The organism is Pantoea sp. CS_6 (genome assembly GCF_041954745.1).
Taxonomy (GTDB): domain Bacteria; phylum Pseudomonadota; class Gammaproteobacteria; order Enterobacterales; family Enterobacteriaceae; genus Pantoea; species Pantoea stewartii.
Genome location: NZ_JAVAYG010000005.1, coordinates 224,454 through 239,436 on the forward strand (window position 1 = coordinate 224,454; position 14,983 = coordinate 239,436).

At 53.5% G+C, this 14,983-nt stretch carries 12 protein-coding genes and 2 tRNA genes; 12 read left to right on the forward strand and 2 right to left on the reverse strand.

The window, feature by feature from the left end:
• Positions 1-23 precede the first annotated feature (23 nt).
• Positions 24-1,196, forward strand: a complete 1,173-nt coding sequence (gene cgtA / locus RAC90_RS09840) for an Obg family GTPase CgtA (protein WP_033739183.1) — start codon at positions 24-26, stop codon at positions 1,194-1,196.
• 444 nt (positions 1,197-1,640) lie between these two features.
• Here cgtA and dacB read toward each other — a convergent pair whose 3' ends face one another.
• Positions 1,641-3,074, reverse strand: a complete 1,434-nt coding sequence (dacB, locus tag RAC90_RS09845) for a serine-type D-Ala-D-Ala carboxypeptidase (RefSeq protein ID WP_033739262.1) — start codon at positions 3,072-3,074, stop codon at positions 1,641-1,643.
• A 245-nt stretch (positions 3,075-3,319) separates the two neighbouring features.
• Here dacB and greA point away from each other — a divergent pair, with 245 nt between their 5' ends.
• Positions 3,320-3,796, forward strand: a complete 477-nt coding sequence (gene greA / locus RAC90_RS09850) for a transcription elongation factor GreA (RefSeq protein ID WP_006121754.1) — start codon at positions 3,320-3,322, stop codon at positions 3,794-3,796.
• Positions 3,797-3,902: 106 nt separating this feature from the next.
• Here greA and yhbY read toward each other — a convergent pair whose 3' ends face one another.
• A complete protein-coding gene (gene yhbY / locus RAC90_RS09855; protein WP_006121755.1) occupies positions 3,903-4,196 on the reverse strand; it encodes a ribosome assembly RNA-binding protein YhbY in 294 nt (97 codons plus the stop codon).
• A 126-nt stretch (positions 4,197-4,322) separates the two neighbouring features.
• Between yhbY and rlmE the strand changes: the two genes are divergently transcribed.
• From rlmE to infB, 10 genes are all read left to right on the forward strand, one after another.
• Positions 4,323-4,952: a 23S rRNA (uridine(2552)-2'-O)-methyltransferase RlmE gene (gene rlmE, locus RAC90_RS09860; protein WP_006121756.1), complete on the forward strand. Its 630-nt coding sequence runs from the start codon at positions 4,323-4,325 to the stop codon at positions 4,950-4,952.
• Between the two features lie 113 nt (positions 4,953-5,065).
• Positions 5,066-6,994, forward strand: a complete 1,929-nt coding sequence (ftsH, locus tag RAC90_RS09865; protein ID WP_033739186.1) for an ATP-dependent zinc metalloprotease FtsH — start codon at positions 5,066-5,068, stop codon at positions 6,992-6,994.
• A gap of 80 nt (positions 6,995-7,074) precedes the next feature.
• Positions 7,075-7,908, forward strand: coding sequence for a dihydropteroate synthase (gene folP / locus RAC90_RS09870; protein WP_375124283.1), 834 nt, complete (start codon positions 7,075-7,077; stop codon positions 7,906-7,908).
• Between the two features lie 5 nt (positions 7,909-7,913).
• A complete protein-coding gene (gene glmM / locus RAC90_RS09875) occupies positions 7,914-9,248 on the forward strand; it encodes a phosphoglucosamine mutase (protein ID WP_033739188.1) in 1,335 nt (444 codons plus the stop codon).
• A 218-nt stretch (positions 9,249-9,466) separates the two neighbouring features.
• Positions 9,467-9,802, forward strand: a complete 336-nt coding sequence (secG, locus tag RAC90_RS09880) for a preprotein translocase subunit SecG (protein ID WP_006121760.1) — start codon at positions 9,467-9,469, stop codon at positions 9,800-9,802.
• A gap of 48 nt (positions 9,803-9,850) precedes the next feature.
• Positions 9,851-9,937, forward strand: a tRNA-Leu gene (locus tag RAC90_RS09885).
• A 59-nt stretch (positions 9,938-9,996) separates the two neighbouring features.
• Positions 9,997-10,073: transfer RNA gene (locus RAC90_RS09890), tRNA-Met, on the forward strand.
• Positions 10,074-10,284: 211 nt separating this feature from the next.
• On the forward strand, positions 10,285-10,737 hold the full coding sequence (gene rimP, locus RAC90_RS09895; RefSeq protein WP_006121761.1) for a ribosome maturation factor RimP: 453 nt from the start codon (positions 10,285-10,287) through the stop codon (positions 10,735-10,737).
• 24 nt (positions 10,738-10,761) lie between these two features.
• The gene (gene nusA / locus RAC90_RS09900) at positions 10,762-12,249 is read left to right on the forward strand and encodes a transcription termination factor NusA (RefSeq protein ID WP_006121762.1); all 1,488 of its coding nucleotides are present in this window, start codon (positions 10,762-10,764) and stop codon (positions 12,247-12,249) included.
• Between the two features lie 17 nt (positions 12,250-12,266).
• Positions 12,267-14,951 carry a translation initiation factor IF-2 gene (gene infB / locus RAC90_RS09905; RefSeq protein WP_028723648.1) on the forward strand — a complete coding sequence of 895 codons (2,685 nt, stop codon included), beginning with the start codon at positions 12,267-12,269 and terminating at the stop codon, positions 14,949-14,951.
• The last annotated feature ends 32 nt before the right edge of the window (positions 14,952-14,983 follow it).

Here is a 14,983-nt window from a genome sequence, read left to right on the forward strand (position 1 = left end):
CGATTGTGTGACGGAGAAAGAAAATGAAGTTTGTTGATGAAGCGACAATTTTGGTCGTCGCAGGTGATGGCGGTAATGGCTGTGTCAGTTTCCGCCGTGAAAAATATATCCCAAAAGGCGGCCCGGACGGCGGTGATGGTGGTGACGGCGGTGACGTATATTTAGTCGCTGACGAAAACCTTAACACCCTGATCGATTATCGTTTCGAAAAATCTTTCCGCGCTGAGCGTGGTCAGAATGGTCAGAGTCGCGACTGTACCGGTAAACGCGGCAAAGATATTACGATTAAAGTCCCCGTCGGAACCCGCGTTATTGACCAGGGAACGGGCGAGACACTGGGCGATATGACGCGTCACCAGCAGACGCTGATGGTGGCAAAAGGCGGCTGGCACGGTCTGGGTAACACCCGTTTTAAATCCTCGGTCAACCGTACCCCACGGCAGAAAACCATGGGCACCGCAGGCGAGAAACGTGACCTGCAACTGGAGCTGATGCTGCTGGCTGACGTGGGCATGCTGGGCTTACCGAATGCCGGTAAATCCACCTTTATCCGTGCGGTTTCCGCTGCCAAGCCGAAAGTGGCTGATTATCCTTTTACCACCCTGGTACCCAGCCTGGGCGTTGTACGTATGGACAGTGAGCAGAGCTTCGTCGTCGCCGATATTCCGGGGCTGATTGAAGGTGCTGCAGAAGGCGCCGGTCTGGGGATTCGCTTCCTGAAACATCTGGAACGCTGCCGTGTTCTGTTGCACCTGATTGACATCGCCCCGATTGACGAGAGCGATCCGGTTGAGAACGCCCGTATTATTCTGGGTGAGCTGGAAAAATACAGCGATAAGTTATTCAACAAGCCGCGCTGGCTGGTGTTTAACAAAGTCGATCTGATTGATGAAGAAGAAGCACAGGCGCGCGCAAAAGCCATTGCTGAGGCGCTGGGCTGGGAAGAGAAGTACTACCTTATTTCGGCGGCCAGCCGTCAGGGCGTGACCGACCTGTGCTGGGATGTGATGAGCTTTATCAACGCCAATCCGAAAGAAGCGGACGTTGAAGAAAAACAGCCTGAGAAAGTGGAATTCATGTGGGACGACTACCACAAAGAAGCCCTTGAGAACGCGGCTGTTGAAGACGATGAAGAGTGGGATGACGACTGGGATGAAGATGACGACGAAGGCGTCGAAATCATTTATCAGCGTTAACACACTTTGCTGCCCCCTTCTGCCGGAATGGGGGCAGTATTCTTTCCGGCCTGTCTTTGACCGCTATCACGCCTTGCCGTTGATAACTCAAATGCCGCAGACAGTGGACAAACCTCCTGCTACCCGCTTCGACGTATACGCCGAAATCCAGCGGGCAGGCGCTGGGTTCACCCGCGCAGCCCTGGCGTATGTCTGCCAGTTTCTTCATACAGCCTGTATCTCACTATGCTTTCCCTCCTTCGCATAAAAGCCTGAGGTTCACTTACGTGGCTAACGTATCGCGGCTCACGGCGTGTTTAATGGCCCGTGGCGTCAGTCAGAGGAACGTCACTAACGCGATGGCAGTAAGAATAAAACAGTGAGGGAAAGGGGAAGGGCGAACGCCTGTCAGGGCAATAAAAAAGCGCAGCGGCGTTGATCCCACTGCGCTTTTATCGACATCAGTTAGTAGTTCTTGTTGATATCGCGATAGAGCCGACTTTCGAACCGCACCAGTGGAATACGGCGCGTGCGCTGATCTTCCGGCGGTACCGCATAGCCGGACAGGAACTGCACAAACGCGACGCGCGCCCCGCTGGACGTGGTGATAAAACCGGCAAGGTTGTAAACGCCCTGCAGTGAACCCGTTTTGGCAGAGACTTTGCCATCCAGACCGGCTTCATGCAGGCCGCCGCGATATTGCAGCGTGCCGTCATGACCCGCCAGGGGCAGCATGGAAATATAATCCAGCTTGCTGTCATTTTGCGCAATGTACTGCAGCACCTGCATCATGGTGGCAGGAGAGATGAGATCGTGGCGCGACAAGCCGGAACCATCAACCTGGATACTGTTACCCAAATCGATATTCGCTTTTTCACGCAGGATACGGCGCACCGCGTCTGACCCGGCGCGGAAGGTGCCCGGCACATTAAAGTAATGATGGCCAATGGTGCGGAACACCGTGTCGGCGATCATATTGTCGGACTTCTTCAGCATCATATGCAGCAGCGTATGCAGCGGCGCAGACTGGGTTGAGGCCAGCACGGTGCCCGGCTCAGTGACCTGTGTCTGGCGCAGCAGATGTCCGCTGTAATCAATACCGGCGGAACGCAGTTCAGATTTCAGAATCTCGCCGGCCCAGGCGGCACCATCCTGAACGGCAAAGGCCAGCGGAAGGGGATCGCTACGCTGACGCAGACAGCCGGTCAGGGTATAGCGGTTCAGCTCACCCGGCACCACATCCAGTTCGCAATACTGACCCTCGCCACTGTTGCGCCCAATGGTGCGCACCTGGCTCAGCATGTGCGCCGGATAATAAGAGGCGATGCGCACGAAGGCGTTTTCGCCGGGCTTATCCGCACTGTAGAGCGACACGGAGAAACAGTTTTTATCGACGATAGCCGCGGCGGGCGGTGCGCTAAAGCACTGCGTCATATCGTTCCACGGCCAACCCGGCGCCGCATCATGGCTGGCAAACACCGAGGTATCAATGACCAGATTGCCTTTGATATGCGTGATGCCTTGTTTTTTTAAGGCTGCGACCATATTACGCAGATCCTGGCGGCCCAATGTGGGATCGCCAGCGAAACGGGCAACAAGATCGCCATTCAGTGTGCCATCGATCAGCGCACCTTTGGTCTCAAAGGTCGTTTGAAAACGATAATCACCGCCCAGTTCCAGTAATGCCGCCAGCGCGGTGATAACTTTCATGGTACTGGCGGGAAGCGCCATCTGTTTCCCGTGGTAATCAATGATCGGCGTAGTTGCGCCCACTTTTTGCACCAGTAAAGCCAGGTTGGCACCATCTGGCAGATACTGCATGTATTCATCAACGGGTGCTGCTTGTGCCTGCAGCATAAACGCACAGGTTAATCCGGTAACAAGTCGTGAAAATCGCATAATCTCGCGGCAACTGACAGGTGAAGGCGACAATACTACGTCCCTGGACGGTGCAAAGTAAACGATGACCCGCAGGGAACTCTGGGGTAAAATACGTATCAAATTGCAAAACCTTTTCTGGCCTGGAACATTTCCGGGTCAGTCTTCTTTTATTTGCAAAATGAGGCATGGCGCCGCAGAACGCTTTTTTCTGCAGTCACCGGTCAGGATGCACCGTGAAACAGGATTGATGACGAGGAGCTAAAATGAACCAGATTCCGATGACGTTAAGAGGCGCTGAAAGGCTGCGCGAAGAGCTGCATGAGCTGAAAACGGTGAAACGCCCGCGCATTATTGCCTCCATCGCGGAGGCCCGCGAGCACGGCGATTTGAAAGAGAATGCCGAATACCATGCTGCGCGTGAAGAACAGGGGTTCTGTGAGGGACGCATTCAGGAGATTGAGGCCAAACTCTCAAATGCGCAGGTTATCGACGTCACCCAAATGCCTAAAACCGGCCGCGTCATTTTTGGCGCGACGGTGACGGTCCTGAATGTGGATACGGATGAAGAGTTTACGTACCGCATCGTAGGTGACGATGAAGCAGACTTTAAGCAAAATCTGATTTCTGTTAACTCGCCAATGGCGCGTGGCCTGGTGGGTAAAGAAGCCGATGACGTGGCGATTATCAAAACGCCGGGCGGCGATGTGGAGTACGAAATCCTGAAGGTGGAATACATCTGACAGGTGGCAACCTTTTGTAACGGGTTGCAGTACAATGTAAAGAAAGGAAAAAGGCCGCGCTGCGGCCTTTTATCCCATGTAAGAGCATGGCACTTTCTTTGCCCACTTAACGTGGCAGAGAAATCTTGCTCTCTTTAGCGGGGCGATACAGCACCAGCGTTTTACCTATCAACTGAACGTTGACGGCGCCAGTTTCACGTACGATAGCGTCGACGATCAGCTGCCGGGTCTCACGATCTTCAGAGGCGACTTTCACCTTGATTAACTCGTGGTGTCCCAGCGCGTGTTCGATCTCTGCCAGCACACCTTCGGTCAGGCCATTGCCTCCGAGCATGACGACTGGCTTGAGCGGATGGGCAAGGCTTTTCAGGTGCTGTTTTTGTTTGGTACTTAGATTCATCGTATTATTTACTTACTCGGGGATTGAAAACGGTTCATTCTACCGCCATCTCGGGTATATCGCCAAATCGACGCAACCTACTGCGTGCAGATTTATCGCTACGATGACGATTTAGTTGGAAATTTTATGACCGGTAAAAAGCGTTCAGCCAGCTCCAGCCGCTGGCTACAGGAACACTTTAGCGATAAATACGTGCTCCAGGCACAGAAAAAAGGGTTGCGTTCGCGCGCCTGGTTTAAACTTGATGAAATACAACAGGGTGACAAGCTTTTCAAACCCGGTATGACCGTGGTAGATCTGGGTGCTGCACCCGGTGGCTGGTCGCAATATGTGGTACAGCAAATTGGGTCCAAAGGGCGTGTCATTGCATGTGATATCCTGCCTATGGATCCTATTGTTGGTGTCGATTTTCTTCAAGGCGATTTTCGTGAAGAATCGGTGATTAACGCGTTGCTTGAGCGTGTGGGCGATCAGAAAGTCCAGGTCGTCATGTCTGATATGGCACCGAATATGAGTGGTACACCTGCCGTAGATATTCCCCGGTCGATGTATTTGGTTGAGCTGGCGTTAGAGATGTGTCGTGACATTTTGGCTCCCGGCGGGAGTTTTGTAGTGAAAGTGTTCCAGGGGGATGGCTTTGATGAATACCTGCGGGAAATTCGATCCCTGTTCACGAAAGTGAAAATACGTAAGCCTGACGCTTCACGTTCACGTTCACGTGAAGTTTATATTGTGGCGACTGGGCGCAAGCTGTAGCCAACGTGGTGGATCATCCAGCCTTCCCGCTGCGATTCCATGTACGAAGGATCTATAGTACCCTACGCTATCTGTTAACACCGTTGTAATATGAGGTTAATCCCTTGAGTGACATGGCGAAAAACCTGATTCTCTGGCTAGTCATCGCGGTTGTACTGATGTCAGTCTTCCAGAGCTTTGGGCCCAGCGAGTCAAATGGCCGTAGGGTTGATTATTCAACCTTCCTGTCGGAAGTGAACCAGGATCAGGTCCGCGAGGCACGTATTAACGGGCGTGAAATTAACGTAACCAAAAAAGACAGTAATAAATACACCACCTACATTCCTGTCAATGATCCCAAGTTACTCGATAACCTGTTGACCAAGAACGTTAAAGTGGTTGGTGAGCCGCCTGAAGAGCCAAGCCTGCTGGCGTCGATCTTCATTTCCTGGTTCCCAATGTTACTGCTGATTGGTGTGTGGATTTTCTTCATGCGGCAAATGCAGGGCGGTGGCGGCAAAGGCGCAATGTCCTTTGGTAAGAGCAAAGCCCGCATGCTAACGGAAGATCAGATTAAAACCACTTTTGCTGACGTAGCAGGCTGTGACGAAGCGAAAGAGGAAGTCGGTGAGCTGGTCGAATACCTGCGTGAACCGAGCCGTTTCCAGAAGCTGGGGGGTAAAATCCCGAAAGGCGTTCTGATGGTCGGCCCGCCGGGTACCGGTAAAACCCTGCTGGCGAAAGCCATTGCCGGTGAGGCGAAAGTACCGTTCTTTACCATTTCAGGTTCTGACTTTGTTGAAATGTTCGTCGGTGTGGGTGCGTCTCGCGTCCGTGACATGTTTGAACAGGCTAAGAAAGCGGCACCGTGCATTATCTTCATCGATGAGATCGATGCCGTTGGTCGCCAGCGTGGTGCCGGTTTAGGGGGAGGGCACGATGAGCGTGAACAAACTCTGAACCAGATGCTGGTTGAAATGGATGGCTTTGAAGGTAACGAAGGCATCATCGTGATTGCCGCGACCAACCGTCCAGACGTACTTGACCCTGCGCTGCTGCGCCCTGGCCGCTTTGACCGTCAGGTTGTCGTGGGCTTGCCAGACGTACGTGGTCGTGAGCAGATTCTGAAAGTGCATATGCGTCGTGTACCCCTGGCAACCGACATTGATGCGGCCATCATTGCGCGCGGTACGCCAGGCTTCTCCGGTGCCGATCTGGCGAACCTGGTGAACGAAGCGGCGCTGTTTGCTGCACGCAGCAATAAACGCGTTGTGTCAATGGTGGAATTCGAAAAAGCCAAAGACAAAATCATGATGGGTGCAGAGCGCCGTTCCATGGTGATGACCGAAGCACAGAAAGAGTCTACGGCTTACCATGAGGCCGGCCACGCGATTATTGGTCGTCTGGTGCCGGAACACGATCCGGTGCACAAAGTGACCATTATCCCGCGCGGTCGTGCATTAGGTGTGACCTTCTTCCTGCCTGAAGGCGATGCGATTAGCGCAAGCCGTCAGAAGCTGGAAAGTCAGATTTCGACCCTGTACGGCGGTCGTCTGGCGGAAGAGATCATCTACGGTGCAGAACATGTCTCTACCGGTGCCTCTAACGATATCAAAGTGGCAACAAACCTGGCCCGTAATATGGTTACCCAGTGGGGCTTCTCTGAGAAACTGGGCCCGCTGCTGTATGCTGAAGAAGACGGTGAAGTGTTCCTGGGCCGTTCAGTGGCAAAAGCCAAGCATATGTCAGATGAAACTGCCCGTATTATCGACCAGGAAGTTAAACACCTGATCGATACGAACTATCAGCGCGCTCGCCAGATTCTGGGCGAAAACATGGATATTCTTCACGCGATGAAAGATGCGCTGATGAAGTATGAAACCATTGATGCACCGCAGATTGACGACCTGATGGCACGTCGTGAAGTGCGTCCGCCAGCAGGCTGGGAAGATCCGGGCAGCAGCAATTCAGACAGTAACGGTACGCCAAAGGCCCCGCGTCCGGTCGATGAACCGCGTACGCCGAATCCAGGCAATACCATGTCAGAACAGTTCGACAAATAAGACGTCAGGTCTTTTAATAAAACCCCGGCTGGTCCGGGGTTTTTTACATCTATACATTGAACCACAAGGAGTTTTTCACCATGAAACTGTTCGCCCGTGATTCCCATCTCGATTTGTCATTTCCACATGTGATGGGCATTCTCAACGTCACGCCGGACTCTTTTTCCGATGGTGGTAAACACAATGCGCTGGTCGATGCGTTAACGCACACTAACGAGATGGTGAACGCTGGCGCAACAGTCATTGACGTGGGGGGCGAGTCCACGCGTCCGGGCGCTGATGAAGTGAGCGTTGAGGAGGAGCTTGAACGGGTGATTCCGGTGGTCGAAGCTATCGCTCAACGCTTTGAGGTATGGATATCAGTCGATACGTCCAAAGCCGACGTGATTCGTGAAGCCGCCAGCGCAGGGGCTCACATTATCAATGATGTGCGCTCGCTGTCTGAGCCTGGCGCGTTGGCAGCGGCAGCGGCAACGGGCTTACCGGTTTGTCTGATGCATATGCAGGGCGAACCGCGTACGATGCAGCAGGCACCAGCCTATAAGGATATTGTAAGCGAAGTGGACACTTACTTCGTTGAACAACTGGCCCGCTGCGAAGCCGCAGGCATAAAAAAAGAGAATCTGTTACTCGACCCGGGCTTCGGTTTCGGTAAGAATCTCAGCCACAATTATGAACTGCTGGCCCACCTCAGTAAATTTCACCGTTTTGCGCTGCCGCTGTTGGTTGGCATGTCACGCAAATCAATGATTGGACAACTGCTGAATGTGGGGCCTTCCCAGCGCCTGACGGGCAGCCTGGCCTGTGCGGTTATTGCCGCCATGCAGGGCGCGCACATTATTCGCGCCCACGATGTAAAAGAAACCGTCGAAGCGATGCGGGTGGTTGAAGCGACACAAAGAGCGAAAGGATGAAGAGCATGAGCGAACGTAAATATTTCGGTACCGATGGGATTCGCGGCAAAGTCGGTGAGTCACCGATTACCCCTGACTTTGTATTAAAGCTCGGCTGGGCGGCGGGTAAAGTACTGGCCCGTCACGGCTCCAAAAAAATTATCATTGGTAAAGACACGCGCATTTCAGGCTATATGCTGGAATCCGCGCTGGAAGCCGGTCTCGCAGCCGCAGGGCTGTCCGCGGCGTTTACCGGCCCAATGCCCACGCCCGCTATTGCCTATCTGACCCGCACGTTCCGTGCCGAAGCCGGCATCGTGATTTCCGCGTCGCACAATCCGTTTGATGATAACGGCATTAAGTTTTTCTCCGCCGAAGGGACGAAACTGCCCGATGACGTAGAAGAGGCGATCGAACTGGAAATGGAAAAACCGCTTACCTGTGTGGAATCCGCCCAGTTGGGGCGTGCCAGCCGTATTGTTGACGCGGCCGGGCGTTACATTGAATTTTGTAAAGGTACGTTCCCCAGCGAACTCAGCCTCAGTGGCCTGAAAATTGTCGTCGACTGTGCAAACGGTGCCACTTATCACATTGCGCCTAATGTCCTGCGTGAACTCGGTGCGACGGTGATTGCAGTTGGCGTCCAGCCTGATGGCATGAACATTAATAAAGCATGCGGCGCGACCGATCTCAGGATGCTGCAGGAACGCGTACTGGCTGAAAAAGCGGACATCGGTCTGGCCTATGACGGTGACGGCGATCGCATCATGATGGTCGACCACCTTGGCAAGAAAGTGGATGGGGACCAGATTCTGTATATCATCGCCCGCGAAGGTCTGCGTCAGGGACAGTTGCGCGGTGGTGTGGTCGGCACGCTGATGAGCAACATGGGGCTGGAGCTGGCGCTGAAACAGCTGGGTATTCCCTTTGTTCGTGCAAAAGTGGGCGACCGCTATGTACTGGAAAAAATGCAGGAAAAAGGCTGGCGCCTGGGAGCGGAAAACTCCGGTCATGTGATCCTGCTGGATAAGATCGCTACGGGTGACGGCATCGTTGCAAGTTTGCAAGTACTTACAGCTATGGTTCGTAACCATATGAGCCTGCACGATCTCTGCACCGGCATGAAAATGCTGCCTCAGGTGCTGGTAAATGTCCGCTTCGCCGGCGAGCACGATCCGCTGGAAAGCGATGCCGTTAAAGCGGTAGCCGAGGACGTGGAAAAAGCCCTGGCCGGAAAAGGACGCGTGCTGCTGCGTAAATCGGGCACGGAACCGCTAATCCGCGTAATGGTAGAGGGTGAGGATGAAACCCAGGTTACGGCGCTGGCGAATCGAATTGCCGATGCGGTTAAAGCCGTCTGAGGCAGCTGGCAGGCGGGGACATCGCAGTGAACCTGCCTGCAAAATCATCGCACTGGCGCTTTTTTCTGCAATCAGCGTGCCGCATGTAAATTGCACTTGCAGAGGTATGCGCCATTGGTTAGTATTCACACCCGCTTCTGATGGGTGATGAAGAAACTCCCCGTCAAATTGGTTGAAGCTTTAACTGTGCGGATTACGCGCAAGGAAACAGGTTGATTATGTACGAAGCTCTGTTAGTTGTTTTCCTTATTGTAGCAATTGGCCTTGTGGGTCTTATCATGCTGCAGCAAGGCAAAGGCGCTGATATGGGTGCATCATTCGGTGCAGGCGCGTCAGGTACGCTGTTCGGTTCAACAGGGTCAGGTAATTTCATGACTCGCATGACCGCCGTACTGGCTACGCTGTTTTTCGTCATCAGCTTGATTCTGGGTAACCTGAACAGTAATAAAACAGCCAAAGGAAGTGAGTGGGATAACCTCACTGCGCCAGCTCAGTCTCAACAGCAGACTCAGCCAGCTAAACCGGCTACGCCGGGCAACGATATCCCGCATTAATAGCGTTAAGCGTCATAAGCGGCAGTTCAGCGTCGCAGTCAGTGCAGTACCGAGGTGGTGAAATTGGTAGACACGCTACCTTGAGGTGGTAGTGCTCGAAAGGGCTTACGGGTTCAAGTCCCGTCCTCGGTACCAAATCTTAGTTAGACTTGCATTTTATGCATGATCGGCGTAACATTCGCCACGTTTTCGGACGCGGGGTGGAGCAGCCTGGTAGCTCGTCGGGCTCATAACCCGAAGGTCGTCGGTTCAAATCCGGCCCCCGCAACCACTTTCCCTTAGAGTTCTTTTTCAAATATACTGTATGCATCGACGGGCGCATTAGCAGCGAATTTTGAAAAAAATTCTTTTGGATGGGCGTCCGGGCCGCAATGCGGCATACAGGGTCCAGTGATAAAAAGCCCCGACTATTCGGGGTTTTTTGTTATTAGCGAATCGTAATACTGGGCTATAGGCCCTTTTTTTATGTCTTGGGGGTGGGCTTGTCCACATTAGAGCAAAAATTGACAGAGTTGGTATCTGCTCCGGTAGAAGCGCTCGGCTACGAACTGGTCGGAATTGAATTCGTTCGTGGTCGCACATCAACCCTGCGCATCTATATTGACAGTGAAGATGGCATCAATGTTGACGATTGCGCGGACGTCAGCCACCAGGTGAGTGCCGTGATGGATGTGGAAGATCCCATCACCGTCCCTTACCACCTTGAAGTGTCCTCACCGGGGCTCGACCGTCCTCTGTTCACTGCAGAACATTATGCACGCTTTACCGGCGATGAGGTGAGCCTGGTGCTGCGTATGGCCGTTCAAAACCGCCGTAAATGGCAGGGAATCATCAAGTCTGTAGAAGGCGAGATGATAACGGTAAACGTTGAGGGTAATGACGAGGTGTTCGCGCTGAGTAATATTCAGAAAGCGAACCTGGTCCCCCACTTTTAAAAGTCCGGATTGAGGCTAACCAGGATGAACAAAGAGATCTTAGCTGTTGTAGAAGCCGTTTCTAACGAAAAAGCCCTGCCGCGTGAGAAAATCTTCGAAGCGCTGGAGAGCGCGCTGGCGACTGCGACCAAGAAAAAGTACGAGCAGGAAATTGACGTCCGCGTCAGCATCGACCGCAGAAGTGGCGACTTTGATACGTTCCGCCGTTGGGAAATCGTAGAGCAGGTCACTCAGCCAACGCGTGAGATCACGCTGGATGCGGCTCGCTACGAAGATGAGTCCCTCAATCTGGGCGACTACGTTGAAGATCAGATTGAATCTGTCACCTTTGACCGCATTACTACCCAGACCGCAAAACAGGTTATCGTGCAAAAAGTACGTGAAGCCGAGCGCGCAATGGTCGTGGATCAGTTCCGTGAGCAGGAAGGCGAAATTATCACCGGCGTGGTGAAAAAAGTTAACCGTGACAACATTTCACTGGATCTGGGCAACAATGCTGAAGCGGTAATCCTGCGTGAGGATATGCTGCCGCGCGAAAACTTCCGCCCTGGTGACCGTATTCGCGGTGTTCTGTATGCCGTTCGCCCGGAAGCGCGTGGTGCACAGCTGTTTGTGACCCGCTCAAAGCCAGAAATGCTGATCGAACTGTTCCGCATTGAAGTACCAGAAATTGGCGAAGAAGTGCTTGAAATTAAAGCCGCAGCCCGCGATCCGGGTTCACGCGCTAAAATTGCAGTAAAAACGAACGACAAACGTATTGATCCGGTGGGTGCCTGCGTCGGTATGCGCGGTGCGCGTGTTCAGGCCGTGTCCAGTGAACTGGGCGGCGAGCGTATCGATATCGTGCTGTGGGACGACAACCCGGCACAGTTTGTTATTAACGCCATGGCTCCGGCTGATGTGGCGTCAATCGTGGTTGATGAAGACAACCACACGATGGATATCGCCGTTGAGGCTGGCAATCTGGCCCAGGCGATCGGCCGTAATGGCCAAAACGTGCGTCTGGCTTCACAGCTGAGTGGCTGGGAGCTGAACGTGATGACCGTCGATGATCTGCAGGCGAAGCATCAGGCTGAAGCCCATGCAGCGATCGATATGTTCACTAAACATCTCGACATCGACGAAGAGTTCGCCACCATTCTGGTGGAAGAGGGCTTCTCATCGTTGGAAGAACTGGCCTATGTGCCAATTAACGAGCTGTTGGAAATCGACGGCCTCGACGAAGAGACCATTGAAGCCCTGCGTGAACGAGCAAAAAATGCGTTAACCACCCTGGCACTGGCTAAAGAAGAGAGCCTGGGGAATCAGGAACCTGCAGAAGACCTCTTGAATCTTGAGGGTCTGGATCGTGCACTGGCTTTCCGCCTGGCATCCAAAGGCGTTTGCACGCTGGAAGACCTTGCTGAGCAAGGTGTTGACGATCTGACTGATATTGAAGGGCTGACTGATGAGCAAGCTGGCGCGCTGATTATGGCCGCACGCAATATCTGCTGGTTCGGCGATGACGCGTAATAACAGGAAGGAACAGCATGACAGATGTAACCGTAAAATCGCTGGCAGCAGAAATTCAGACTTCGGTCGATCGCCTGGTACAGCAGTTTGCTGATGCGGGGATCCCAAAGTCTGAAAATGATGCGGTGACCCAGCATGAGAAAGAAACCTTACTGTCTCACCTGAAGCATGGTCAGGCCGGTTCAGGCAAACTGACCCTGCAGCGCAAAACGCGTAGTACCTTGAATATTCCTGGCACCGGGGGTAAAAGTAAATCGGTGCAAATCGAAGTCCGCAAAAAGCGCACGTATGTAAAAGGTGATGCAGAGTCTGAGCAAGCTCAGGCAGAAGCAGAAGCCGAGGCGCAGCGTGAAGCGGAAGAGCAGGCGCAACGCGAGGCCGCTGAACAGGCGCGTCGTGAAGCGGAACAAAAAGCGCAACGTGAAGCCGAAGAGAAAGCCAGGCGCGAAGCCGCTGAAAAGGCTAAGCGTGCAGCAGCGGAAAATGAGAAAGTGACTAATCAACCTACCGACGAAGTGACCAAGGCCGCCCAGTCCGATAAAGCACGTCGTGAAGCTGAAGCCGCTGAACTGAAGCGTAAAGCGGAAGAAGAAGCGCGTCGTAAGCTGGAAGAGGCTGCCCGCCTCGCCGCGGAAGAAGCCCGCCGTTTAGCCGAAGAAAAAGCGGCTGAATGGGAAAAGCCTGAAGAAGAGGATAAGGGCGACTATCACGTCACCACCTCAACACATGCCCGTCAGGCCGAAGACGAGAACGATCGTCAGGTCGAAGCGGGTCGTGCCCGCACGCGCAGTGCTAAAGCCGCGCGTCCGGTGAAAAAAGGCAACAAGCATTCAGAAGCCAAAACCGACCGCGAAGAAGCCCGTGCGCAGGTTCGTGGTGGTAAAGGTGGTAAGCATCGTAAGCCAAGCGCTCTGCAGCAGGGCTTCAACAAGCCAGCACAGGCGGTTAACCGCGATGTGGTGATTGGCGAAACCATCACCGTTGCTGAACTGGCTAACAAAATGGCCGTTAAAGGTTCACTGGTCATCAAAGCGATGATGAAAATGGGCGCTATGGCGACCATCAACCAGGTTATTGACCAGGAAACCGCACAGCTGGTTGCCGAAGAAATGGGCCACAAGGTGACCCTTCGTCGTGAAAACGAGCTGGAAGAAGCGGTAATGGACGATCGTGATACCGATGCAGCGCAGGAAGCGCGTGCGCCGGTCGTGACCATTATGGGCCACGTTGACCACGGTAAAACCTCACTGCTGGATTATATCCGCTCGACCAAAATCGCCTCTGGCGAAGCGGGCGGGATTACACAGCACATCGGTGCATATCACGTCGAAACCGACAACGGTATGATCACCTTCCTGGATACCCCGGGCCACGCCGCGTTTACCGCGATGCGTGCACGTGGTGCGCAGGCAACGGATATCGTTATCCTTGTGGTGGCGGCAGATGATGGTGTGATGCCACAAACCATCGAAGCGATTCAGCACGCCAAAGCCGCGAAAGTGCCGGTTGTGGTTGCTGTCAACAAGTGCGATAAGCCAGAAGCCGATCCGGATCGTGTTAAAAATGAACTGACACAGTACGGCATCATTCCGGAAGAGTGGGGCGGCGAAAACATGTTCGTCAACGTCTCTGCGAAAGCGGGTACCGGTATTGACGATCTGCTGAACGCGATTCTGCTGCAGGCAGAAGTGCTTGAGCTGACGGCCATTCGTGCCGGTATGGCCAGCGGCGTTGTGATCGAATCGTTCCTCGACAAAGGTCGTGGTCCGGTTGCGACCGTTCTGGTACGCGAAGGTACGCTGAACAAAGGCGATATCGTTCTGTGTGGCTTCGAATACGGCCGTGTTCGTGCAATGCGTGACGAACTGGGACGTGAAGTCATGGAAGCGGGCCCGTCTATCCCGGTTGAGATCCTCGGCTTGTCCGGTGTTCCGGCGGCAGGTGATGAAGCGACCGTGGTGCGTGACGAGAAGAAAGCCCGTGAAGTGGCACTGTATCGTCAGGGCAAATTCCGCGAAGTGAAACTGGCACGTCAGCAGAAATCTAAGCTGGAAAACATGTTTGCTAACATGACCGAAGGCGAAGTATCTGAACTGAACATCGTGCTGAAAGCCGACGTTCAGGGCTCTGTGGAAGCGATCTCCGACTCCCTGCTCAAACTCTCCACCGACGAAGTGAAGGTGAAGATTGTGGGTTCAGGCGTAGGTGGTATCACCGAAACCGACGCGACGCTGGCAGCCGCATCTAACGCGATTATCCTTGGCTTTAACGTCCGTGCGGACGCATCTGCGCGTCGCGTCATCGACGCTGAAAGCCTGGATCTGCGTTACTACTCCGTCATCTATAACCTGATTGACGAAGTCAAAGCCGCAATGAGCGGTATGCTGGCACCAGAGTACAAACAGCAGATCATCGGTCTGGCTGAAGTGCGTGACGTGTTCAAATCACCGAAATTTGGTGCTATCGCAGGTTGTATGGTGACGGAAGGTAACATCAAACGTCACAATCCAATCCGCGTACTGCGCGATAACGTGGTGATCTACGAAGGTGAGCTTGAATCACTGCGTCGCTTTAAAGATGACGTTAACGAAGTGCGTAACGGCATGGAGTGCGGTATCGGCGTGAAGAACTATAATGACGTTCGTGTCGGCGATATGATCGAAGTCTTCGAAGTGATTGAAGTTAAACGCACCATCGCTTAAGTCCTGGCGTTGATGATGCAATTTGGGAGGCC

Bases quoted from the DNA above. Each gene is read 5' to 3' on its own strand.
- cgtA (WP_033739183.1), top strand. From the start codon at position 24: ATGAAGTTTGTTGATGAAGCGACAATTTTGGTCGTCGCAGGTGATGGC.
- dacB (WP_033739262.1), bottom strand. From the start codon at position 3,074: ATGCGATTTTCACGACTTGTTACCGGATTAACCTGTGCGTTTATGCTG.
- greA (WP_006121754.1), top strand. From the start codon at position 3,320: ATGAACCAGATTCCGATGACGTTAAGAGGCGCTGAAAGGCTGCGCGAA.
- yhbY (WP_006121755.1), bottom strand. From the start codon at position 4,196: ATGAATCTAAGTACCAAACAAAAACAGCACCTGAAAAGCCTTGCCCAT.
- rlmE (WP_006121756.1), top strand. From the start codon at position 4,323: ATGACCGGTAAAAAGCGTTCAGCCAGCTCCAGCCGCTGGCTACAGGAA.
- ftsH (WP_033739186.1), top strand. From the start codon at position 5,066: ATGGCGAAAAACCTGATTCTCTGGCTAGTCATCGCGGTTGTACTGATG.
- folP (WP_375124283.1), top strand. From the start codon at position 7,075: ATGAAACTGTTCGCCCGTGATTCCCATCTCGATTTGTCATTTCCACAT.
- glmM (WP_033739188.1), top strand. From the start codon at position 7,914: ATGAGCGAACGTAAATATTTCGGTACCGATGGGATTCGCGGCAAAGTC.
- secG (WP_006121760.1), top strand. From the start codon at position 9,467: ATGTACGAAGCTCTGTTAGTTGTTTTCCTTATTGTAGCAATTGGCCTT.
- nusA (WP_006121762.1), top strand. From the start codon at position 10,762: ATGAACAAAGAGATCTTAGCTGTTGTAGAAGCCGTTTCTAACGAAAAA.
- infB (WP_028723648.1), top strand. From the start codon at position 12,267: ATGACAGATGTAACCGTAAAATCGCTGGCAGCAGAAATTCAGACTTCG.